At 68.2% G+C, this 21,457-nt stretch carries 17 protein-coding genes; 12 read left to right on the top strand and 5 right to left on the bottom strand.

The annotated features are described in order from the left end of the window. Positions 1-11 precede the first annotated feature (11 nt). Positions 12-761, bottom strand: a complete 750-nt coding sequence (locus tag JOF55_RS07350; RefSeq protein WP_310271533.1) for a site-2 protease family protein — start codon at positions 759-761, stop codon at positions 12-14. Positions 762-1,312: 551 nt separating this feature from the next. Here JOF55_RS07350 and JOF55_RS07345 point away from each other — a divergent pair. Further along, positions 1,313-1,570 (top strand): WhiB family transcriptional regulator, encoded by a 258-nt coding sequence (locus JOF55_RS07345; protein WP_310278300.1) that lies wholly within the window; start codon positions 1,313-1,315, stop codon positions 1,568-1,570. Between the two features lie 175 nt (positions 1,571-1,745). Then, positions 1,746-5,282 carry a glycosyltransferase gene (locus JOF55_RS07340; protein WP_310271531.1) on the top strand — a complete coding sequence of 1,179 codons (3,537 nt, stop codon included), beginning with the start codon at positions 1,746-1,748 and terminating at the stop codon, positions 5,280-5,282. Here the strand turns inward: JOF55_RS07340 and JOF55_RS07335 are convergent. After that, positions 5,243-5,716: a metallopeptidase family protein gene (locus JOF55_RS07335; RefSeq protein WP_310271528.1), complete on the bottom strand. Its 474-nt coding sequence runs from the start codon at positions 5,714-5,716 to the stop codon at positions 5,243-5,245. The two genes, JOF55_RS07340 and JOF55_RS07335, sit on opposite strands and share 40 nt — an antisense overlap. A gap of 103 nt (positions 5,717-5,819) precedes the next feature. On the opposite strand from JOF55_RS07335, the gene JOF55_RS07330 reads away from it, so the two are divergent. The 5 genes from JOF55_RS07330 to manA all read left to right on the top strand — a co-directional run bounded on the left by JOF55_RS07330 (position 5,820) and on the right by manA (position 10,482). Then, positions 5,820-6,170 (top strand): DUF3499 domain-containing protein, encoded by a 351-nt coding sequence (locus JOF55_RS07330; RefSeq protein WP_310271525.1) that lies wholly within the window; start codon positions 5,820-5,822, stop codon positions 6,168-6,170. Positions 6,171-6,300: 130 nt separating this feature from the next. Further along, positions 6,301-7,650 carry a phosphomannomutase/phosphoglucomutase gene (locus JOF55_RS07325; RefSeq protein WP_310271522.1) on the top strand — a complete coding sequence of 450 codons (1,350 nt, stop codon included), beginning with the start codon at positions 6,301-6,303 and terminating at the stop codon, positions 7,648-7,650. Positions 7,651-7,786: 136 nt separating this feature from the next. After that, the gene (locus JOF55_RS07320) at positions 7,787-8,014 is read left to right on the top strand and encodes a Trm112 family protein (protein ID WP_310271519.1); all 228 of its coding nucleotides are present in this window, start codon (positions 7,787-7,789) and stop codon (positions 8,012-8,014) included. A 5-nt stretch (positions 8,015-8,019) separates the two neighbouring features. Then, positions 8,020-9,111, top strand: coding sequence for an SIS domain-containing protein (locus tag JOF55_RS07315; protein WP_310271517.1), 1,092 nt, complete (start codon positions 8,020-8,022; stop codon positions 9,109-9,111). Positions 9,112-9,252: 141 nt separating this feature from the next. Beyond that, positions 9,253-10,482 carry a mannose-6-phosphate isomerase, class I gene (gene manA / locus JOF55_RS07310; protein ID WP_310271514.1) on the top strand — a complete coding sequence of 410 codons (1,230 nt, stop codon included), beginning with the start codon at positions 9,253-9,255 and terminating at the stop codon, positions 10,480-10,482. 25 nt (positions 10,483-10,507) lie between these two features. Here the strand turns inward: manA and JOF55_RS07305 are convergent, their stop codons facing one another. Beyond that, positions 10,508-11,137, bottom strand: a complete 630-nt coding sequence (locus JOF55_RS07305; protein ID WP_310271511.1) for a carbonic anhydrase — start codon at positions 11,135-11,137, stop codon at positions 10,508-10,510. A 212-nt stretch (positions 11,138-11,349) separates the two neighbouring features. Here JOF55_RS07305 and JOF55_RS07300 point away from each other — a divergent pair, with 212 nt between their 5' ends. Further along, positions 11,350-12,873 (top strand): amino acid permease, encoded by a 1,524-nt coding sequence (locus JOF55_RS07300; RefSeq protein ID WP_310271507.1) that lies wholly within the window; start codon positions 11,350-11,352, stop codon positions 12,871-12,873. A 45-nt stretch (positions 12,874-12,918) separates the two neighbouring features. Here the strand turns inward: JOF55_RS07300 and JOF55_RS07295 are convergent, their stop codons facing one another. Both JOF55_RS07295 and JOF55_RS07290 read right to left on the bottom strand, forming a co-directional pair. After that, a complete protein-coding gene (locus tag JOF55_RS07295) occupies positions 12,919-13,380 on the bottom strand; it encodes a hypothetical protein (protein ID WP_310271504.1) in 462 nt (153 codons plus the stop codon). Positions 13,381-13,515: 135 nt separating this feature from the next. Further along, positions 13,516-16,182 (bottom strand): hypothetical protein, encoded by a 2,667-nt coding sequence (locus JOF55_RS07290; protein WP_310271502.1) that lies wholly within the window; start codon positions 16,180-16,182, stop codon positions 13,516-13,518. A gap of 286 nt (positions 16,183-16,468) precedes the next feature. On the opposite strand from JOF55_RS07290, the gene JOF55_RS07285 reads away from it, so the two are divergent. The 4 genes from JOF55_RS07285 to JOF55_RS07270 all read left to right on the top strand — a co-directional run bounded on the left by JOF55_RS07285 (position 16,469) and on the right by JOF55_RS07270 (position 21,445). Next, on the top strand, positions 16,469-17,125 hold the full coding sequence (locus JOF55_RS07285) for a dTMP kinase (RefSeq protein ID WP_310271499.1): 657 nt from the start codon (positions 16,469-16,471) through the stop codon (positions 17,123-17,125). Between the two features lie 112 nt (positions 17,126-17,237). Then, on the top strand, positions 17,238-17,915 hold the full coding sequence (gene mtrA / locus JOF55_RS07280) for an MtrAB system response regulator MtrA (protein ID WP_310271496.1): 678 nt from the start codon (positions 17,238-17,240) through the stop codon (positions 17,913-17,915). Between the two features lie 42 nt (positions 17,916-17,957). Then, complete coding sequence (mtrB, locus tag JOF55_RS07275; protein WP_310271493.1) at positions 17,958-19,718, top strand: MtrAB system histidine kinase MtrB; 1,761 nt, start codon at positions 17,958-17,960, stop codon at positions 19,716-19,718. Continuing rightward, a complete protein-coding gene (locus tag JOF55_RS07270; RefSeq protein WP_310271490.1) occupies positions 19,715-21,445 on the top strand; it encodes an LpqB family beta-propeller domain-containing protein in 1,731 nt (576 codons plus the stop codon). Before mtrB ends, JOF55_RS07270 begins: the two co-directional genes overlap by 4 nt. The last annotated feature ends 12 nt before the right edge of the window (positions 21,446-21,457 follow it).

Raw genomic sequence — 21,457 nt, 5'->3', positions numbered from 1 at the left:
CCCGTGCAGTTTTACTGCCAGAAGCGGAACAGGGAATCCCCGATGCGGGCCAGCAAGCCGGAGCCGCCGACCAGGTCGAAGAACCAGAAGGCGAAGGAGAAGAACGCGACTCCGGCGCCCGGGATGCCGATGATGACGGCGATGATGATCAGCGGGGCCCACGGCCGCGCTTTCTCCCCGAAGCGGCGCGCGGGGCCGGACAGCCACGGTTCGATCGCGCCGTACCCGTCCAGCCCCGGAACCGGCAGGATGTTCAACACGAATCCGATGACCTGCAGAAAAGCCAGATACGACAGTCCTGCGGCCAGACCGGCAGGCATGGTGAACGTGGCGACGGCCGCCGTGAGAAGGATCCCGAGGGCCAGGTTCATCAGCGGCCCGGCCAGCGACACCATCGACTCGCTGCGCCGGGACCGCAGGGCGGCATGGTTGATCCAGACCGCGCCACCGGGCAGTGGAATTCCGCCGATGGCCACGAACAGCAGTGGCAGCACGATGCTCAGCACCGGATCGGTGTAGTGCCGTGGATCCAGGGTCAGGTAGCCCTTCGCGCGGACCTCGCGGTCACCACCGCGAAACGCGGTGATCGCGTGGCCGAATTCGTGCAGGCACAGCGAACTCGCCCACCCGCCGAGCACGATCAGCACGACACCCGCGATGCGTGCGGCGGTGTTGTCCTGACTCGCCAGGACACCGCCTACGACAGTCACGCCGAGCAGTGCCAGGAAGAGGGGGCTGACTCGCTTCGCGGTGTTGTTCACCCCACCAGTCTCCCTTCGTCGTTCGGCAGGCGTGGAAGCGCACCGAGTGGTATTCCTAGATCAAGGATCATGCAGGCAGTCGGACGGAGTGGCACTGTGCGCCGATGGAGTACCGCTGTCTGCCGAACGTGGGGATGTGCCTGCGCTTCGTGGTGGAGTGGCGGTGTCCCCCTACAGACTGTTTCTTCTTGACCGCAAGGAGCTACACGGGTGTAATCACAACGGTGTCATTCTTCGCTGAAACGGTTGGTGTGTGAGGGAACACGCAGCTATCAGCCTGTCGGCTGGCAAGTCATGCGGTGATCGGCCGGGGCTGAGAAACACGACAGGCAAGCGGTCGGTCGAACTTTCCGACATTCGCGGAGGGAGTCGGCCGGCGGCGGAGACAACTCGTTCTTCGCCGGGTGTGATCGGTAGGAGTGCTGGTCGAGTGCGTCCCGAATGCCCTGGGGAGGGCTCGCGGGACCGGGAGCGATCGGGGGAGGAAAACACACATGGTGCAGACAGGAGAAGGCCTTCTCATGGAGCGGGGGGAGTCGCACATAGCCGAAATGAATGTCCTCGCCGGGCTGTTCGAGATGGACGAGGAGGAACAGGAGTGGCAGGAGCGTGCTTTGTGCGCTCAGACGGACCCGGAGGCGTTCTTTCCGGAAAAAGGGGGATCCACGCGGGAAGCCAAGCGTATCTGTGCCGGGTGCGAGGTCCGCTCCGAATGTCTGGAGTATGCGCTCGAACACGATGAGCGCTTCGGGATCTGGGGTGGCCTGTCCGAGCGGGAACGCCGCAGGCTCAAGCGCCGTGCCGGGTAACCGGAATCCACGGACAGTCGGTGTGGTCGTCATGAGCAAGTCACTTTCCGTGCCCGTCCGTCACGGATCTGCGCTCATCCGACAGGAATTTGCCCTCACCCGGTAGGGGGCGACCTCCCATCGCTGGTCCACTACCGTCTTGCGGTAGTCGGATCACAGCGGTGGGAGGTTTACTGTGGCCGCTTCTGTGCCTCGCCTGAGCACCGCGCCGGTGCTGGCGATCCTCGTCTGCCACAACGGCGAGGAGTGGCTGCCCGAGGTGCTCGACGCCCTGCGGCGGCTCACCATTCGTCCCCGGCATCTGTTGGCGGTGGACACGGGCTCGAGTGACGGCAGTCCCGCACTGCTGGCCCGGGCAGCCGGAAGCGGTACGGACGATACAGCCGCCGGTCCTCTTTTGGACGGTATCCTCACCCCGTCGAGCGGCACGGGTTTCGGCGCGGCGGTGGCAGCGGCGGTCGAGCACGCGACCGAGCGTTGGGGCGACCCGGGCCAGTGGCTGTGGTTGCTGCACGACGACTCGGCCCCCGAGCCGGATTGCCTGCAGACTCTGCTGCAGGTGGCCGATGCGGACTCCGGTGCGGCGATGCTCGGACCGCTCGGCTTGGACTGGCAGGATCCCCGGCTGGTGATCGACGCCGGGCTGTCGATGGACACCTCGGGACACCAGCAGACCGGAATGGGGCAGTCGGAACCGGATCCTGCGCTGAACGTCGAGGACAGTGCGCACACCGTGTCCGCCTTGCAGGTATCCGAGACCTTGGCGGTCTCGACGGCCTGTGCGTTGATCCGGCGTACCGTCTTCGAACGTCTGGAAGGGTTCGACGAGGCGTTCTCCCTCGGAGGGGAGGACATCGATCTGGGCTGGCGGATCAACGCGGACGGTCATCTCGTGCTGCGTGTACCGGGTGCGCGCATGCGCCACAGGGGTGCGCTGCGACGGGGAGCGCGGGATCTCTCCGCGCTGCCCGCACCGGCAACGCGGGCCGTTTCCGTGGCACGGCGCGCCCACGGCGTCCGCACTTTCCTGGTCAACAGCGCCCCTCTCGCATTCGCACTCGGTCTCGTGCGGCTGTTCCTGCTCACCCTGCTCCGAGGGTGCGGATTCACCGTGCTGCGCCGCATACCCGAGGCTGCTGCCGAGTTCGCCACCGTGTCGGGTCTGCTCACGGGCCGTTTCGGTCTGCTGCGGGCACGAGCAGCGCGACGGCGGGTGATTCCCCGCCCGCAGGGCGTGCGTGGGTTGCTGACCAGTCGGCTGACCCGTCTGCGCAACGGTGTACGCGGGGGAATCGCACGGTTGGTGCGCAACCGTGTGCGGCAGGACGTGATGTCGGGTCGGACGTTGCCCGTGACGGGCGAAGGGACGTTTCAGCACGATCCCGCTGTCGTCCGCAGGGCCGGTCCCGAGGCCCTTCCGGCAGGAGCACCGGGCACCCGGGGGGGGCGCAGGCGTGGGGTGGCCGGTCTGCGTCGGCCGAGCGAGCCGGTCGTCGTGCCCGTTGCCACCGAGACCACGGCCACCCCCGAGGACTCCCGGCCGCGTCCTTCACCGGTGTCGCGGGACGAGCAGGTCCCGAGTGGCGGACCGGGAGACAAGCTGCTGCTCGTGCCGGTCGATCGTTCGAGAGTGCTGCGTGGACTCCTGCTGAGCCCGCCGGTGTTGTTGGTGGCGGTGTTGCTGGGGATTGCCGTGCTCCTCCACGGGCCCCTGGCGGAATCCGCGCGGTTCGGTGCGGAACTGCACGGCGGGCGGCTCCTGGCGACGTCCGATCTCGCGGCGACGTGGTCCGAGTATCTCGCCGCCTGGCATCCTGCTCACGGCGGTACGGGTTCTCCCGCGCCTGCTTCGCTGCTGGTGCTCGCCGCATTGGGCACGGTCCTCGCGCCGGTCGGCGGAGTCGCCACCGGGGTCGCCGTACTGCTGCTCCTGGGAGTTCCGCTGGCCGGGCTCTCGGCCTACGCGGCGGCTCGTTTCCCGGCGGTGCCGCGGTCCTGGCGTGCGGCTGCGGCAGCAGCCTATGCCCTGCTTCCGGCTGCGACGATGTCGGCCGCACAGGGGCGGCTCGGTGTCGTCGTCGCACACATCCTCATGCCGGTGCTGCTGAGTGGTATCGCCTCCGTGGTGGGCCTGTCCGGGCGCGCCGATCTCGCGGCGAAATCGGGTCACTGGCTGGGCAGGGCCTGCCTGACCGCGTTGGGGTTGGCCGTGCTCGGAGCCTTCGCGCCGGTGATGCATCTCGTGCTCGTCGTACTGGCGCTGCTCGGTTTCGTGCTCGTCCCCGGCCGTGCGCGGTCCGCCCGGGGCTACACCCCGCGCCGTACCGCCGGGCTCTTCGCGCTCGTGCTGCTGCCGGTGGCGTGTCTGCTGCCGTGGCCGGTGGCGGTGTTCAGGAATCCGCAGATCCTGGTGCACGGCCTGGGCGCGCGAGTGATCGAGGATCCCGTCGGGATGTCGGTGGCGGTGTTGAGCCCGGGCGGTTCGCCCGCGAGCTGGACCGCCGGTGCTCTCGTCATCGCGGCGATCGCCGCAATCGTGCTGGCACCCTGCCGTGCCGTACTGCCGGGGATCGTCGTCGCGCTGACGGGATGGGCGACGGCGGTGATCATCGGCACGGTCCCGGTGACTCCGATCTGGGGTGGTCCGAGCACGGTCGGCTGGACAGGAGCCCCTCTGGTGCTGGCCGCCTGCGGCCTGGTGTGGATCGTGCTCGCGGCGGCACACGGTGGGCGACGACCTGCCCGGATCACGGCTGCCGGAATTCCGGGTTCCGGGCAGGCTCGGCGTGTCGCCGCCGCCTCCCTCGTGGTCGCACTGCTGGCCGTGGCATCGGGTGCGGTGCTGGCGGGCCGCAGCGGCCCGCTGCGGGTGCAGCAGGCTGCGGCCACCCCTGCCTTCACGGCCGATCCGGCAGGCCCGGGCCTGCTGCTGTCGCTGAATTCCGGCCCGCAGCCCGCCCGGCTCATCGAGGGCGGACGGCCCCGGTTCGGTACGGATGCCGTGGTTCCCACCGGCACGGCGGTGGACTGGCTCCACCGGATCGAAGCCGATCTGCTGTCCGGGCAGCGCTCCCGCGTCCGCAGTGCCCTGGCGGCGGCGGCCGCGCGCGGCGCGGGATTCATCGCGGTACCGGATGCCACGACTGCGGCGAAGCTGCACGGGGTGGCAGGCGACCTGGTGGCCGACAGCGGCGAACTCGCCGACGGCCGTGCGGTGCTGCGTCTGCTGCTGCCCAGCAGCCCGGTCGAACTGCTGGGACCCGCCCTGGCCAGGCAGGCACGCAAGGAGAAGGCACCCGCACCGGAATCATGGCCGGTCGTGGTCGAGGCCACTCTGCCACACGTGACGGTACGCGTCTCGCAGGGTGCGCCCGGACGGCTGCTGGTGCTGGGGGCGGAGAACGAAGCGGGCTGGCAGGCTCGTGTCGACGGCCGTGCGGTACCCCTGGCCACAGCGTGGGGGCACCAGGTCGCCGTCCCGTTGCCCGAGCAGGCCAGCCGGGTACGGGTGACCTTCACGGAGCTGCCGAGGACCACCCTGCTGGCCGTGCAGGCCGCCGCGATCCTGTTCACTCTGATCGGAGCCCTGCCGCAGCGGCGGCGCATGTCCGGGCGGCGACGGGAGCGGCCTGCTCCCGTCCCGGGGCCGTCCGTTTCGGTCGATGAGCTCGCTCAGCGTCCCTCGATGACCCCGGGATCCAGCCCCAGATAGGCGGCGACCTGTTCGACCAGAACATCGTGCAGCAGATGGGCCATATCCGTGCCGCTGCGTGCTCTGACCTCCAGCGGGTGGCGATACAGCACGATACGTGCGCGGGTCGGCAGTCCCTGGCGATCGACCCCTGCGGGGACCAGTCGTGCGAGTGGCACGTTGGCATCGACGACGACGTCGTCGTCCCACACCACCGTCTCCGGGGAGGTCATGGTGATCTCGGGAACTTCGTCGACGGCGACGTCGAGCTCCGTCAACTCGGTATGCCAGCGCTGTTCGATCGGCTCGAGGGCTTCCAGAACCAGCGCGTCGAAGCGCTGCGACCGGCTCCGGGCGACCGGGACGGAGGACGGGTACAACGGTCCTCGCAGGCCACGGCCCCGCCGGTCCCGTCTGCCCCGGACCTGGCGTCGGGATCCACGTGCGACTACCACGCGCCGAGGGTACGCCTTCGCCGTACCCCGGTGGAGAGCCGTTCGAATCCTTTTTCCGCGTGCCTGCGGCGAGCCTCGTGACAAGGACGCTATCGTGCCAGGCGTGCTGACCGTCAGGCGTTGCTCGAGAACCGGGTGTGCCAACCCGGCGGTGGCGACGCTGACGTATGCCTATTCGGATTCCACCGCGGTCGTCGGACCGCTGGCCACGTATGCCGAGCCACACAGCTACGACCTCTGTGAGGAGCATGCGCTCCGGCTGACCGTGCCCAAGGGCTGGGAGGTCGTCCGCCACGAGGGGGAGTTCACGCCGCCGGAACCCTCGGACGACGACCTGACTGCCCTCGCCGAGGCGGTCCGTGAGGCAGGCAGACCCGGCAGCGGGCAGGATTCGCAGGCCGGGTACGGGCGTCGCGGCCATCTGCGCGCTCTGCCCGATCCACTGGACGAGTGAGATCCAGGCGGGAAACCCGTACTGAAAGAAGCTCTGCGTTCGTGATGGCCGATCTGTCACCACGATGGATGCGATTCCCGGTAGGCTCACGGAAGGCACCGTGGAGCCGGAGTTTCGGGGAGAGTGCAGCGTGCGTGACCTGTCGGGGATCGTCAAGGCATACGACATCCGCGGGGTGGTGGGCGATGAACTCGATGTCGATGTCGTCCGCGACATCGGGGCCGCGTTCACCAGGCTGGTCGGCGGCCCGGCCGTCGCCATCGGCTACGACATGCGGGAGTCCTCGCCGGAGCTGGCGGCCGCGTTCGCCGAGGGAGTGACGAGTCAGGGCATCGACGTCGTCTACATCGGCCTGGCCAGTACCGACATGCTGTACTTCGCCTCCGGGCACCTGGACCTGCCTGCAGCCATGTTCACCGCCAGCCACAACCCTGCGCAGTACAACGGCATCAAGCTGTGCCGCGCCGGTGCCGCGCCGGTCGGGCAGGACAGCGGGCTGTCCGAAATCCAGGAACTCGTGACCCACGGGGTCCCCGAGTTCCTCGGTGCGCAGGGCACGATCAGCGAGCGCGACATGCTCGGGGCCTACGCCACCTTTTTGCGGGAACTGGTCGCTCTCGACGGGATCCGGCCGCTGACCGTCGTGGTCGATGCGGGCAACGGCATGGGCGGGCACACCGTTCCGCCGGTTTTCGAGGAGCTGCCGGTGGAGGTCGTTCCGCTGTACTTCGAGCTGGACGGCACCTTCCCGAACCACGAGGCGAATCCGCTGGACCCGGCCAACCTCGTCGATCTGCAGGCAAAGGTGCGCGAGGTCGGTGCCGACGCCGGTCTGGCTTTCGACGGGGACGCCGACCGCTGCTTCGTGATCGACGGCAACGGCGACCCGGTCTCGCCGAGTGCCATCACGGCGCTGGTGGCGACCCGGGAACTGGCCAAGGAACCGGGTGCGTCGATCATCCACAATCTCATCACCTCGAAGGTGGTTCCCGAGCTCGTCGCCGAGCAGGGCGGAAAGCCTGTGCGCACCCGTGTCGGCCACTCGTTCATCAAGCAGACGATGGCCGAGACCGGGGCGATCTTCGGTGGGGAGCATTCGGCGCACTACTATTTCCGGGACTTCTGGCGCGCCGACTCCGGGATGCTCGCCGCGTTGCACGTCCTCGCCGCGCTCGGTGGGCAGGACGGCACGTTGGCGGATCTGATGGCGGGTTACTCCCGGTACGCGGCCTCGGGGGAGATCAATTCGACGGTGCGTGACCAGGGCGAGCGGATGCGTGCGGTCGCCGAGGCGTTCCGTCACCGAAATGGTGCTCGTATCGACGAGCTCGACGGGCTTACCGTGGAGCTGACGGACGGTTCCTGGTTCAACCTGCGCCCGTCCAACACCGAGCCGTTGCTCCGGCTGAATGTGGAGGCCGGGGACACCGGCACCATGGCAGCGCTGCGCGATGAGGTACTCGCGGTGCTGCGGGACTGAGCGGACTCGTTGGTCGGCCGCCGGATCCGGTAGCGCGGTCCGGGCGATACGAAAAGGGCCTGCGAAGGCATGCCGTGGCCTCGACGGTGGGGAACGTACCAGCCACACCGGCAGGCCGTTGATTTCGGGAGGAATCGTGAGCGTGGAGTGGGAATCCCGGCTTCTGGGGATTCTGGCTTGCCCCTGTCCACAGCATGCGCCGTTGCAGCCGGGGTTGGCGGGTGACCCCGAGGCCGAATACCTGACCTGCACCGCCTGCGGGCGGAGCTTCCCGGTCCGCGACGGCATTCCGGTACTGCTACTGGAAGAAGCCGTCGGCGGGCCACGGACGGACGCCGCTGCCGGTGGTCCCGAGAGGGGATGACGTTCATGCTCGACGACAGCCTCTTCGAGGACCCCGCGAGGTTGACCGGGATCGATACCGGTGGTCTGCTGCGCGCCGCCGCCCTCTCCGGGGCCCAGGTGCGTTCCGCGGTGGAGACGGCAGCCGAGGCGGAGCTGGGTGGCCTTGCCGATGTTCGTCCGCGCGCGCTCGTCCTGGTGGCCCAACCCGGTGTCGGCCCTGCCGCGTGCGACATGCTGGCGGCACTGCTCGGCCCCTCCTGCCCGGTGCCGGTCGTGCGAGCCGACTCCGTGCCGTCCTGGGTGGGACCGCTGGATGTGGTGTTCGCCCACGCCGATGATGCCGGTGATTCCGTCCTGGCCGAATCGTTGGAGCGCGCCACTCGGCATGGTGCGACCATGGTCCTGACCGCGCCACCGGAAGGACCCGTCGCGGCATCGGTGGCGGGCCGGGCGAAGCTGCTTCCGCCGAAGATGCCCGTACCGCCCGGGCTGTCCCTGGCGCACGTGTTCACCGCCGGCCTGTGCGTGGTCCGCGAACTGGGTCTGGTGCGCGTCGACACCGAGACGCTTGCCGACGAACTGGACCAGCAGTCGGCACTGTCGCCTCCCGATCAGGAAACCTCGACGAATCCCGCGAAATCGCTGGCGCTGCGGTTGGCGGATCGCCAACCGCTGTTGTGGGGACTCGATGCGGTCTCCACCGCTGTCGCAGGACACGCGGCTTTCGCGTTCGGCTGCCATGCGGGTGTCTCCTGCGACGCCGCCGGCTATGCGCAGGCCGTGAGTCGGCACGCGCTGTACCGTGCCGCGGCCTCGACCGGAACGGAAGCGGATCTGTTCGCCGACCCGGAGGAGGATTCGTCCTCGCGCCTGCGGATCTGTCTGATCAGTACGCGTTACGGAGATGAGGCGGGGATGCAGGAGCGGATGGCAGTCGCCGCGCTGCCGGGAGCGGACGTTCTCGCCCCGGAGGATTCGGCTTCCGAGGACCCGGTGGTGCGGTCGATGTTGCTGGCGACCCGGTTCGATCTGGCCGCTGTCTACGTGGGACTTGCAGCGGGGACGATGGGCGGTCCCGACCGGTCGGCCCGCCCGGCGCACTCGAGTCGCTGGTGAAACGCCCGTCGGAGTAGGGGAGATCCTTCGGACAGGATGGGGATCTCCCCGAGGCATGGAGGTCTCGGGCAATGGTCTGCTGGGCCGGGGGCTGTGCCCGCGAACATCGAACAGGCGGCGAGAGAGGAAGCGAGAACGACAGTGGAGTTACTGCGTAACGCGGTGCGCCCTTACGCATGGGGTTCGCGCACCGCGATCGCGGACCTGCTCGGCCGCCCCGTTCCCGCGCCGCATCCCGAGGCGGAGCTGTGGATGGGAGCACATCCCGGAGACCCGTCCCGGTTGCTGCGAGCCGACGGCTCGGAGGTCTCCCTGCTGCACCTGCTGCGTTCCGAACCCGCACGCCAGCTGGGCGCCGCGTGCACCGACCGCTGGGGCACACGCCTGCCCTTCCTGCTCAAGGTACTCGCGGTGGACGAGCCGCTGAGCCTGCAGGCGCACCCCTCGGCCGACCAGGCAGCCGCGGGGTTCGCCGAGGAGGAGGCTTCGGGGATCGCGCGCAACGCTTCGCATCGCAACTATCCCGATCCCACGGCGAAGCCGGAGCTGATCTGTGCGCTGACCGAGTTCCACGCGCTCGCGGGATTCCGGGATGCGCACCGCACGGTACGGTTGCTGCACGAACTCGACGTGCCCAGCTTGCGCGCGCATACCGGGCTGCTCGCCGCGCAGCCCGACCAGGACGGCCTGCGGGCGCTGTTCACCACGTGGATCACCCTGCCCGAGCACTATTTGCGGGACGTGATGCCCGAGCTGCTCGAAGCGTGTGCCGCCCACCTGCGTGCTCACGGTGAGTTCGCGATGGAATGCCGCACGGTGCTCGAACTCGGTGCGGATTACCCGAACGACGCCGGAGTACTGGCAAGCCTGCTGTTGAACAGAATCGTGCTGCAGCCCGGCGAAGCCATCTTCCTGCCTGCCGGAAATCTGCATGCCTACCTGCACGGCACCGGTGTGGAGATCCTCGCCAATTCCGACAACATCCTGCGGTGCGGACTCACCCCGAAGCACGTGGATGTTGCCGAGCTGCTGCGGGTTCTGGACTTCGAGTGCGGCGACATGCGAGTGCTGTCGGGCAGGCGGCAGGATCAGAACCTGACGGTATATCGCACGCCTGCCGAGGAGTTCGAGCTGTCCCGCGTGGACTGGTCCCCACAGGCACCCGGCGGTGTGCGGCTGGATTCGATCGGGCCGCAGATTCTGCTGTGCACTCGGGGACGTATCCGGCTGTCGGCGCACGGCGAGTTGGAGCTGGGCCGGGGCGAGTCGGTGTGGCTGGCTGCCTCCGACCCGGCTGTGATCGCCCGTCCGGTGGACATCGCAGCCGACGGTGCGGCACAGGTCTTCCGTGCCGCACCCGGAGCGGTGTGAACGTGCTGCAGCTTTGGGAAAAACTTCAGTGCTCGGAGAGAGGTCCGCGGCTGCCGACCGATCGCACCGTGCCCTCGGCCAAGCTGTAGGACAGTCCGGCCACCGCACAGCGTCCCGCTGCGACCTCGGTTCCGAGCAGGGGGGAACGCTCCACGAGGAAGTCGACGGTCTTCCGGACGTGTACATCCACGAAGTCGTCGACTTCCGTCAGACCGGCCGCACGCGCCGAGAGCACGCTGGGGGTGACTCGCTCCACGATGTCTCGCACGTGACCGCTCGGCGTCGTCCCCTCGGCATGGGCCTTCGCGGCAGCGGACACGGCCCCGCACGAGCCGTGCCCGAGCACGACCACCAGGGGCGTGCCCAGTACTCCCACCCCATACTCGATGCTGCCCAGTACCTCCGGTCCGGAGACGTGCCCGGCCGTGCGCACCACGAACAGGTCCCCCAGGCCATGATCGAAGATGATCTCCGCTGCGAGGCGCGAGTCGGAACATCCGAACAGCACCGCGGATGGGTGCTGGCCCGATGCCAGGGCCGAACGGTGATCGGCATCCTGGTTCGGATGCGATTGCTTGCCGTCGACGAATCGCCGGTTGCCCGCCAGCAGGGCGGCAAGAGCCTCGTCGGGGGAGAAGGAGGTCGATGCTGACACGGACAGCAAAATACAGCACTGGCGAGAACAAGAACCAGCACTGGAGTACCGGGACCTCGAACGCGACAATCCCGGCGCGGCGTTGGCAAAGCACGGCGAAGGCCGCGTGGTGTTAGTGGATTGTGTTCTGCGTCATTCCCCTGCCGAGCGCAGTCCTCGCTATCGTGCTGACCCACCATCGAGTGACAGAGCGAGTGACAGAGGAGGCGACGGTGCCGGGGACCGGAATATGGCGCACCAAGTCGGTCGAGCAATCGATCAAGGATACGGACGAGCCCGATACCAAACTTCGCAAGAATCTGGGCACCTGGGACCTGATCGTGTTCGGCGTCTCGGTCGTGGTCGGAGCCGGGATCTTCACCATCGCCGCCCAGGTGGCAGGCGATGTGTCGGGCCCGGCGGTGACCGTGGCCTTCGTCATCGCCGCGATCACCTGTGCGCTCGCCGCGCTGTGCTACGCCGAGTTCGCCTCGACGGTGCCCGTGGCGGGAAGTGCCTACACGTATTCCTACGCCACCTTCGGTGAGTTCCTGGCCTGGATCATCGGCTGGGACCTCATCCTGGAGTTCTCCATCGCCGGAGCGGCCGTGGCCAAGGGTTGGTCGACGTATCTGGAGGAAGTGCTGGGCATTCTCGGTCTGGGGCTGCCGACAGCGCTGCCGCTCGGGCCGCTGCAGTTCGACTGGGGCGCGATGCTGCTGGTCGCGACGCTGGTAGCTTTGCTGGTGACGGGGACCAAGCTGTCGGCACGGTTCAGCCTGGTCGTCACCTCGATCAAGGTCGCCGTCGTGCTGTTCATCATCGTTGTGGGCATCGCCTACATCGCTCCGCGGAACTACACGCCGTTCATTCCGCCCGCGCAGTCGTCCTCCGAGTCCGGCCCTGCGCTCGAGCAGTCCCTGTTCTCGCTGATGCTCGGCGGTGAGACCAGCACCTTCGGCGTCTTCGGCCTGCTGGCCGGTGCGTCGCTGGTTTTCTTCGCGTTCATCGGGTTCGACATCTTGGCCACCACTGCCGAGGAAACCCGTGATCCGCAGCGCAACGCGCCACGCGGCATCCTCGGCTCGGTGGCCGTCGTGACCGTGCTCTATGTGGCCGTGGCTCTGGTGGTCACCGGGATGGTCGACTACACCAGGCTGAGCACCGGCCCGGACGGCGAGAGCGCGACGCTGGCGACCGCGTTCACGCTCAACGGCGTGGACTGGGCTGCCACCCTCATCTCGGTGGGAGCGCTGATCGGCCTGACGACCGTGGTCATGGTTCTGCTGCTCGGACAGACCCGCGTGTTGTTCGCGATGGCCCGGGACGGCCTGCTCCCACGCCCGCTGGCGAAGACGGGGCAACGAGGCACTCCGGTGCGTACGACCCTGCTGGTCGGCACCGCGGTGATGCTCGCCTCGGGTTTCTTCGAATTCAGCAGGCTGGCCGAGATGGTCAACGTCGGCACCCTGTTCGCGTTCTCACTGGTTTCGCTGGGTGTCATCGTGCTGCGTCGGACCCGGCCGGACCTGCCGCGCGGATTCCGCGCACCGCTGGTGCCGTTGGTGCCGATTCTGGCGATCATCGCCTGCCTGTGGCTGATGATCAACCTCACGGTGCTGACGTGGATCCGTTTCGCCATCTGGATGATCGTCGGTGTGGCGATCTACTTCCTGTACAGCCGTAACCACTCCGTGCTCGGACAGCGCCAGGCAAGCGAGGTTTCCGACGGAGGAGCGCTGGGCCGCGATTCCTGAGGGCGACGAACCTTCGAGGGCGAAAGATCCCCGGCTCGTCGGCGTTCAGGTGCCCGTTTCCGGGCGGGCCGCATGCCAGGGCCGGGGCCCGTCCCCGGTCGTGCTGCGTTCGCGTTCTTTCATCTCCGATTCGGCTACATGCCGATGTCCGGCCAGGAGCGTATCCCGTACGTGACGTTCGTGTTCCCGGAAGCAGCTCCAGTACCCATCGTCGTATTCCTCGATGACCTGGAAACTCCATCGCCCCGGTAGCACGTTCCGGCCGAACAGCTCGCGCTGCAGGGTGTCGGCGATCTCCGGGTGGCCTGCGCTGCGGATCCCTTCGATGGCCTCGCCGAGCTTTGCGTCGGCGGTTCCGCACAGCTGGTGGAACTCGTAGAGGTGCCCACGAGCTCGCTCGACGGTTTCCAAGCTCTCGCTGAGCTTGCCGACGGCGTCTACGACCTCGTCACTGCACCCGTGCGGACGCTGGTGGATCGCGCTGGGTCGATCCGGTTGAGAATGCATGGTGCCAGTGTCGGCGTGTGTGGCGTGCTCGGCATGCTGCTGCCGTGCCTGCGCCGGAGGAGGCTGCGCGATTCGGCGCTTCTCCCCCGGCGTGAGCAGCCTTTCGGCCGATGCGCGGGATCCTCTGCTTCGGTGTCAGTGGTCCAGGGGATGCAAAGCTGCGGCGCGCTCCCACGGTGGTGTCTTTCCGCGTGGGTCGGTGGCCTCCGGCGGTTCGGTGATCGATCGGCGGGGTTCGATGTTCCGGGAGGTCTCGATGGTTCCCGGGATGGTCTGCTGCGGTGGCTCCGTAGCGACGTCGGACGTGTGACCGTTGACCGGCTCGGCAGGCGCGGGGGTGTTCACGGGGTGGGATGCCTCCTCGTGCTGCCCCCCGGCCACGTCGAGGGAGGCACCGTCGTCATCGGGGACGGTGCCGTCGGGGACGGTGCCGGGCACCGGGTGGGGTTCGAGTGAGGGGGTCGCGGTGGTCGCCGGGGTGCACAGTGGCAGCTGGGCCCCGCGCACCGGGATTTCCAGGCCCGCGGCCATCGCCACGGCCCGATCCCATTCCGGATCGCCGCTGTACTCGGAGTGCTGGAGCACACCCGGCACCCAGCGACGGAGTCCGAACGGTCCCCGCTGCGGGTCCGGCATCCAGTGGTCGCCCCCCAGAACCAAAGCCCCGGTGGGGCCGCGAGTGGCGGCGGGCAACGGGCCTTCCGTGCCATCCGAGCGGAATCCGACGCCGAGCAGCTTCCCGTCGTGGACCTGTCGGTTCCAGGTGCTTACGGCCCCGCCGAGTGGATCGGTTCCCCGGCACAGTGAGCGCCAGCGGCCACCCAGCGCCCCGGCGAGCTTGCGTTGCGCGTCGTGCGGCGCGGTCCCGGGAAACGCGCGTGAGTAGGCCCACTGCAGCTGTGAACCTGCGGTGACCAGCCCGATGCGCTCCCGATCCGATTCGGGCAGCGAGTCCATGAGCCGAGCAGCCGCCACTGTGGCCAGCAGACTGCCTTGGCTGTGGCCGACGAGCACCACCCGGGTGTCGGGGTCGGCGAGATGTTCGGTGGCACGTCGCACCAATTCCGGAACGACCTTGACCGCGTAGCAGGGAGGTACCACGGGATGGGCCGCACGCGGCCAGAACAGCGTCAGGTCACACAGGACGCCGAGCCGCCGAGCTGCTTGCGGCCTCCGTACGGCCAGATGCACGGTCCGCAGGGCCGCGGCGGCGAGTGCCGCGAGTGCACCGACACCGAGCCCGCTCAGCCACCGGGACCACTCGAAGGAGTGGGGTACTCCCAGCAGGCGCAGCGCCAGGGACACGCAGGTACCGACCGTCAGTACGGCGGCGACGAAGAGCAGCAGGCGGTGACCGTAGCGGCGTTGCAGCTCTGCCCACTGCCAGGCACCCGCGGCACGTTGCTGATCCTGCGGACGACCGGCGTGCAGTAACGCGACCTCGGGTGAGACCCCCTTCTCCGTACGGGTTGCTCGCCACCACCGGAGCCATGCGTACGGCACGATGACGAGCGCGGCGAGCACGGTCAGGACTGTGGTGGCTCCCCAGAACAGCGCCACACTGGTATAGGCGGGGGGCAGGACCAGCCGGGGATCGCCGAGTGCCTGACGCAGGCTCAGCGTGAGCCCGGCTCCGAAACCGATCCCCAACAGGCACGCGACCAGCAGGGTCGGCGCGGCCATCCAACCCCCCGCCCACGGACGCAGGTGCCGCGGCAGACGGGTCCCTGTCTGCCGCGCCGCCCGCGCGGCGGGAATCAGCAGTAGGCCGAGCGCCGTGCAGGTGAGCAGCAGACCTGCGGTGAGAGCGTCGATCGTGGGGCCCGATCCGGGAAGCGGGCCGTCCAGGGGTGGTGGAGCGAGGGCCGTGGCCGCCACCAGCACGGCGGCTGCTGCCACCAGGAGTCGCCGGGGGCGGCGTCCCAGCGCCGACCGCAGGGCGCGGCTACCGTGCGAGCCCGTGCCGGTTGGGTCGTCCAGGGCGACGGTGCCGAGGAGGCACAGCACGAGCAGGCCGGCCGCGGCAAGTCGGCGCGGGTCGGTGTCGACAGCGAGTGGCCCACCGAGCGCGAGCAGGACCACCGTGGACAGGGCCGCGACGACGTGCAGCGCGCGCAGTGCCGGAGTGTCCGGATCGGTCACCACGTTGCTGCCGGGCAGCACGGGTGCTCGTGCCGAGTCGTGGGGATCTTCCGGCCGCGGAGCCAGCACACGCCAGGACACGGTGGATAGCCACTGCATCGCCAGGATGACCGACGACACAGCAAGCAGGGCGAGGATCGAACGAGCCGTCTCCGCGTGCCGGACGACATCGGGCACGTAACCCATGCAGCCGGAACCGACGCGCAGGCACTGCGCGGCGAACAGATCGAGGCCGATCACGGTCGACTGCGCGACGAACAGCATTGTCAGCAGCAGCGCGGCCACTCGCATCAGCGCACGCAGCACGAAAGCCAGTCCCCTGCTGAGCGGGCTGTCCGATCGGGACGGCGGCAGCATCCAATGGGCCATATTGGCCAGGGCGAACGGAAACAGCAGTGCCCAGGTGGCCTTTGCTCCTCCCGAGGTCATTTCGCCCCACGCGTAGCCTTCCACGACGCGGGAGACGCTGTGCTCCCCGGCGGTGAGCGCAGGCCCGGAGACCGGGCGCAGTAGTCGATCGGCGGGTCGCACGATCCGGCCGACACCATCGCCTGCGACATCCACGGACGCGACCGAATCGGTCAGGTCATGTGGCGTGGTACCGAGAATTCCGTGCACCCGCAGCTCGACCACGCGGGTGTCGGGCCCGGGTGCCTGCACTGTTCCTCCTGGTCCGCCCCGGCTGTTGGCGGCCGGGGACGAGATCGCCGCACTGCCGATCATGACTGCCGATCATGATTGTCCATCGAGAATCGCCATGGTGCGACCGCTTTCGCGGAGATTGTCCCCGTTTCGACACCAATGGGCGTGCTCCGGATGTGCCCGGTGGAGCGCTGCGGCCTCGGCCGAAGCAACCACCTGCACAAGCTCTCGAAGTACTCCCGATGGAGGTGGAGAGCCGGGAGCAGGCACCGAGCACGGTGGTGGCTCGGCTAGGGTCACCGGCGTGGGACGACTGATCGTGATCGAGGGACTGGACGGCGCGGGCAAGCGCACGCTTGCCGACGGGCTCGTCGCGGAGCTCGACCGCCGCGGACACTCCGTGGCCCGTGCGGCATTCCCCCGCTATGGAGCCGACGTGCACGCCGACCTCGTCGCCGAGGCGCTCCGTGGTGCTCACGGCGATCTCGCCGATTCCGTTTACGGCATGGCGGTGCTCTATGCCCTGGACCGCCACGGAGCAGTGGAGGCGCTGCACACCGACCTGCGGCAACACGATGTCGTGCTACTCGACCGCTATGTCGCTTCCAATGCCGCCTATGGCGCCGCCCGGCTCCACCAGAGCGCCGAAGGTGACTTCGTCGCCTGGGCTTCCGAGTTGGAAATCGAGCGCTTCGCCCTGCCCCGTCCCGATCTGCACATCCTGCTGCAGGTACCGACGGCGCTGGCGGAAAGCCGCGCCGAGCAGCGGGAACGTTCGGATACCGAGCGGCGCCGCGACCGGTTCGAAACCGATTCGTCTCTCCAGCAGCGCTGTGCCGAGGTCTACACCGAGCTTGCCGAATCCGGTTGGTGGTCGCCGTGGCGCGTGGTGGATGGTGCCGAGCACGTGGACTTCGCCGAACTGGCCGCCGTGAGTGTCGGGGAAGTTACGTACTGGTAATAACCCGTTCGGCGGTACCGTGTGCTGAGCACTATGCACTGACGCAGCCACCTGCGGTGATGGCTACCGGGTGGTTTCTCCCCATTGAGTGACAGGTGCAACCATGTGAGGCATGAAGGCACGTGTGCTCGTGGTCGACGACGATCCGGCCCTGGCGGAAATGCTCACCATTGTGCTCCGTGGTGAGGGCTTCGAGACTGCCGTCGTCAGTGATGGCACCAAGGCGATGCCTGCCGTGCGCGAACTCAAGCCGGATCTGGTGCTGCTCGACCTGATGCTGCCGGGAATGAACGGCATCGACGTGTGCAAAGCCATCCGTGGCGAGTCGATGGTGCCGGTGGTGATGCTCACCGCCAAAAGCGACACCGTGGATGTCGTGCTCGGACTCGAGTCGGGTGCCGATGACTACATCGTCAAACCGTTCAAACCCAAGGAGCTCGTCGCCAGGCTGCGGGTTCGGTTGCGCCGCACCGAGGGTGAGCCTGCCGAGGTGCTCTCGATCGGCGATCTCACCATTGACGTCCCCGGCCACGAGGTCACCCGTGACGGGACGCCGATCGCGCTGACGCCCCTGGAGTTCGATCTGCTGGTGGCACTGGCACGCAAGCCGCGCCAGGTGTTCACGCGCGAGGTGTTGCTGGAACAGGTCTGGGGATACCGGCACGCCGCCGACACGCGGTTGGTGAACGTGCACGTGCAGCGGCTGCGTTCGAAGATCGAACAGGATCCCGAGCGTCCCGAGGTGGTGCTGACGGTTCGAGGTGTCGGTTACAAGGCCGGACCTCCGTGATCCACCGGGTGGCCATTCGGAACTCGGTGGGGAACGGTTGACGTGAGTATTTGGCTACGTCGTGGCCGCGTGCTGCGGCAGAAGGTCGTACGTGCTCGTGACGAGCTACGACGCCGCTGGCACCGGTTCGAGTCGGTGTGGCGGCGCTCCATGCAGTTGCGGGTCGTGGTCAGCACACTCGCCCTGTCCTCGACGGTGGTCTTCGTGCTCGGCATGGTGCTCCAGACCCAGATCACCAACCGGCTGCTGCAAACCAAGGAAACCGCGGCGATCCGGCAGGTCGATTCGATTCTGCCGACCCTGGAGCGGGAACTGACCGCCGTCGACCCGAACTCCGAGGACGTCGGCGAACAGCTCGAGTCCGCATTGAATCGATTGACCACCTCGGTGTCGGCGCAGTCCAACACCGACTCGGCGGTAGGCGCGTTCAATCCCGTTCTGGTGGATGGACATGCCGCGATCCCGCGGCGCCAACAACCCGCGGCGGGCCCGGTCGAGGACGTTCCGCCCGAGTTGCGCAGGTTCGTCGAACGCGGTCAGTTCGCCACCCAGATCACCACCGCGTACAGCGGTGGCAAGTGGGTGACGATGCTGGCGGTCGGCAGCCCGGTGGGCAGCGCCACCCGCCCGTTGCAGGCGTACTTCCTGTTCCCGCTGACCGCGGAGCAACGCACTCTCCGGGTCGTGCAGAGCACTCTGGTGGTGGGGAGTCTCGTTCTCCTCGTCCTGCTGGGCGCCATCACGAACCTGGTCACCCGGCAGATCGTGCGCCCGGTACGGCATGCCGCGCAGACCGCGGAACGACTCGCCGACGGCAACCTGGACGAACGGATGCGGGTGATCGGCGAGGACGATATGGCCCGGCTCGGTGACTCGTTCAACGAGATGGCCGACAGCCTCAAGCATCAGATCCAGCAGCTCGAGGAGTTCGGCCAGTTGCAGCGCCGGTTCACCTCCGACGTCTCGCACGAGTTGCGCACTCCGTTGACAACGGTGCGGATGGCCGCCGACGTGCTGCACGCTTCTCGGGAGGAGTTCCCGGAAGGACTGGCACGGTCGGCCCAGCTTCTCGTCGACGAACTGGACCGGTTCGAGGCATTGCTGAACGACCTGCTGGAGATTTCCCGGCTCGACGCGGGGGTGGCCGATCTCAGCACCGAGCCGTTGGACATCCCGACGGTCGCGCGGCGCGCCGTCGAATCGGTGCGCCCGATCGCCGAGACCAGCGGTATCGACCTGCGTGCCAACTTCCCGTCGGAGGAGATCGGCATCGTTGCCGACCCGGTGCGGGTCGAGCGGATCGTGCGCAACCTCGTGGCGAACGCGATCGACCACGCCGAGGGACGGCCCGTCGATGTCGTGTTCGATGCCGATGATGACGCCATCGCGATCACCGTGCGCGACTACGGTGTGGGCCTGCGGCCCGGTGAGGCGGAACTGGTGTTCACGCGTTTCTGGCGTGCCGACCCTTCCCGTGACCGCAAGACCGGGGGCACCGGCCTCGGGCTTTCGATCAGCGCCGAGGATGCCCGCTTGCACGGCGGCTGGCTGGATGCCTGGGGCGAGCCGGGGCAGGGCTCCTGCTTCCGACTCACGTTGCCCCGGCACGTCGACGGTGACTTCGCGGACAGCCCGCTGCCCCTGCCCAGCGCTCGCACCATCGCCGCCCCCGACGCATTGCTGGCCACACCGGCAGAACTCCCGGCGGCAGAGGCACTGCCGGAGGAGGATGCCGATACCGAAAGGCCCGATCACGGCCCGGCAAGGTTGTCGGAACGAGGAGCGTGGGAGGAGACGAGATGAGAGTGGGCTCCCGGCGCAGACGGCTGATCGCACTACTGGCGGCCGTGCTGGTTCCGCTGGCCGGCTGCGCCTCGATCCCGACGCGCTCCGATCCGGAGGTCATCAAGCGGGTCGACGAGGACTCCGCCAACACCGGGGTCTCCGCACTCCCCGATGATCTCAGTCCGCTGGAGTTGGTGCGTCACTTCGTCAACGTCGCCGCGCCCGCCAACGACTATGCAGCGACCCGAATGCACTTCACCGAAGCCGCGCGGCAGGCCTGGAAGGCTCCGTCGGAGCTGCTGATCGTCGATGACGTGGACACCGTTCCGTTGCCGGAACCATCCGGTGCGCCGGATGGGGTGCAGCGAGTGGGCCTGCGGGTCAGCAAGGTCGGGCGGTTGAAAACCGATCACTCCTTCGTGCCGAAGCAGGGCGTGTACAAGGCCGATTTCCGAGTCGAACGACAGGCGAACGGCGAGTGGCGGATCGCGAACCCACCGGATGAACTTCTGGTCAGTCGGGGATCTTTCAGCGACAACTACATGACCGCACCGGTCTACTTTCTCGATCACGAGCGCGGCGGTGTGATCCCGGATCTGCGCTACGTGGTGAGCCAGCCGGCCAGCACTCTGCCCACGCGCGTCGTCGAATTCCTGCTGGCGGGTCCCTCGAAGGGCTTCCGCGGCGCGATGGGAACGGCGCTGCCACCGGATGTGGACACCAAGACGAACGTGAGCGAAGCAGGCGACGGTGCGCTGGTGGTCAACTTCAGCGAACTGGGGGACCTGGCCGAGCGGACCAAGCGGCTGATCGCGGCGCAGGTGGTGCTGTCCCTGCAGGGGGTCAGCAACGCGCGGGTGCGACTGCTGGAGGAGGGCACGCCGTTGCTGCCCGGGGAGGGCGCGTTGCGGCCCGCCGATGTCGCCACCTACAAGGCGGACAACAGCGTGCGAGCCGATGTGGCCCCCCTCGCCGTGGTGAACGAGCGACTCATCAAGCTCACTCAGCAGGCTCCCGCGGTTCCCGGCCCCGCCGGTTCCGGTGTGTACGAGGTGATCACGGCCGGGAGGTCGGCGGACGGTTCGAAGCTCGCCACGGTGGTGCGCACCCCCGACGGAAAGGTCGAGATGCGGATCGGGGACTACGGCAAGGCGCTCGCCGCCACCGGAGTGACCGGCAGCTTCATGAGCAGGCCGACGTGGCGCACCAACTCGGAGGTGTGGACCGTTGTCGACGGGCGCAAGGTCGTGCGCATGGTCGGCAACGGTGACGGGACCTGGACGGCACGCACGGTCGACACGAAGCAGTTTCCCGACAAACCCATTACGGATCTACGCCTGTCCCGGGGCGGCACCAGGGTCGCAGCGGTGGTCGGCGGCCGAATCATGGTCGCCGGTGTGCTCGACCGGGGAAGCAAAACCACGCTGAGCTCGCCCACCGCGCTCTCCGGTGGTCCTGCGGAAGCGACCATCAGGGGCATCGGGTGGGTGAGCAACGATTCGCTCGTGGCCATCACCGACAGCAGTTCGGTCCCGGTCGTCGAGGTGACGGTCAACGGACTCACGTGGGATCCCTATGCTTCGGCGAACCTCGTTCAGCCACTCAAGGCCGTGACCGTCGGACCTGGTCAGAAGGTGGTCGTAGCCGATAGCAGCGGACTGTGGCAGGTCGGCGACCAGGGGGATCTGTGGCAGTTGATGCCGGGTCGATTCGGTAGCGGGGCTCTTCCGTTCTACCCGGGATAGTCCTTTTGTGGC

Origin of the sequence: Haloactinomyces albus (assembly GCF_031458135.1) — a bacterium.
GTDB classification, from domain to species: domain Bacteria; phylum Actinomycetota; class Actinomycetes; order Mycobacteriales; family Pseudonocardiaceae; genus Haloactinomyces; species Haloactinomyces albus.
Note: the sequence above shows the minus strand (reverse complement) of the source record. Positions and strands in the feature narration are given on the sequence as shown.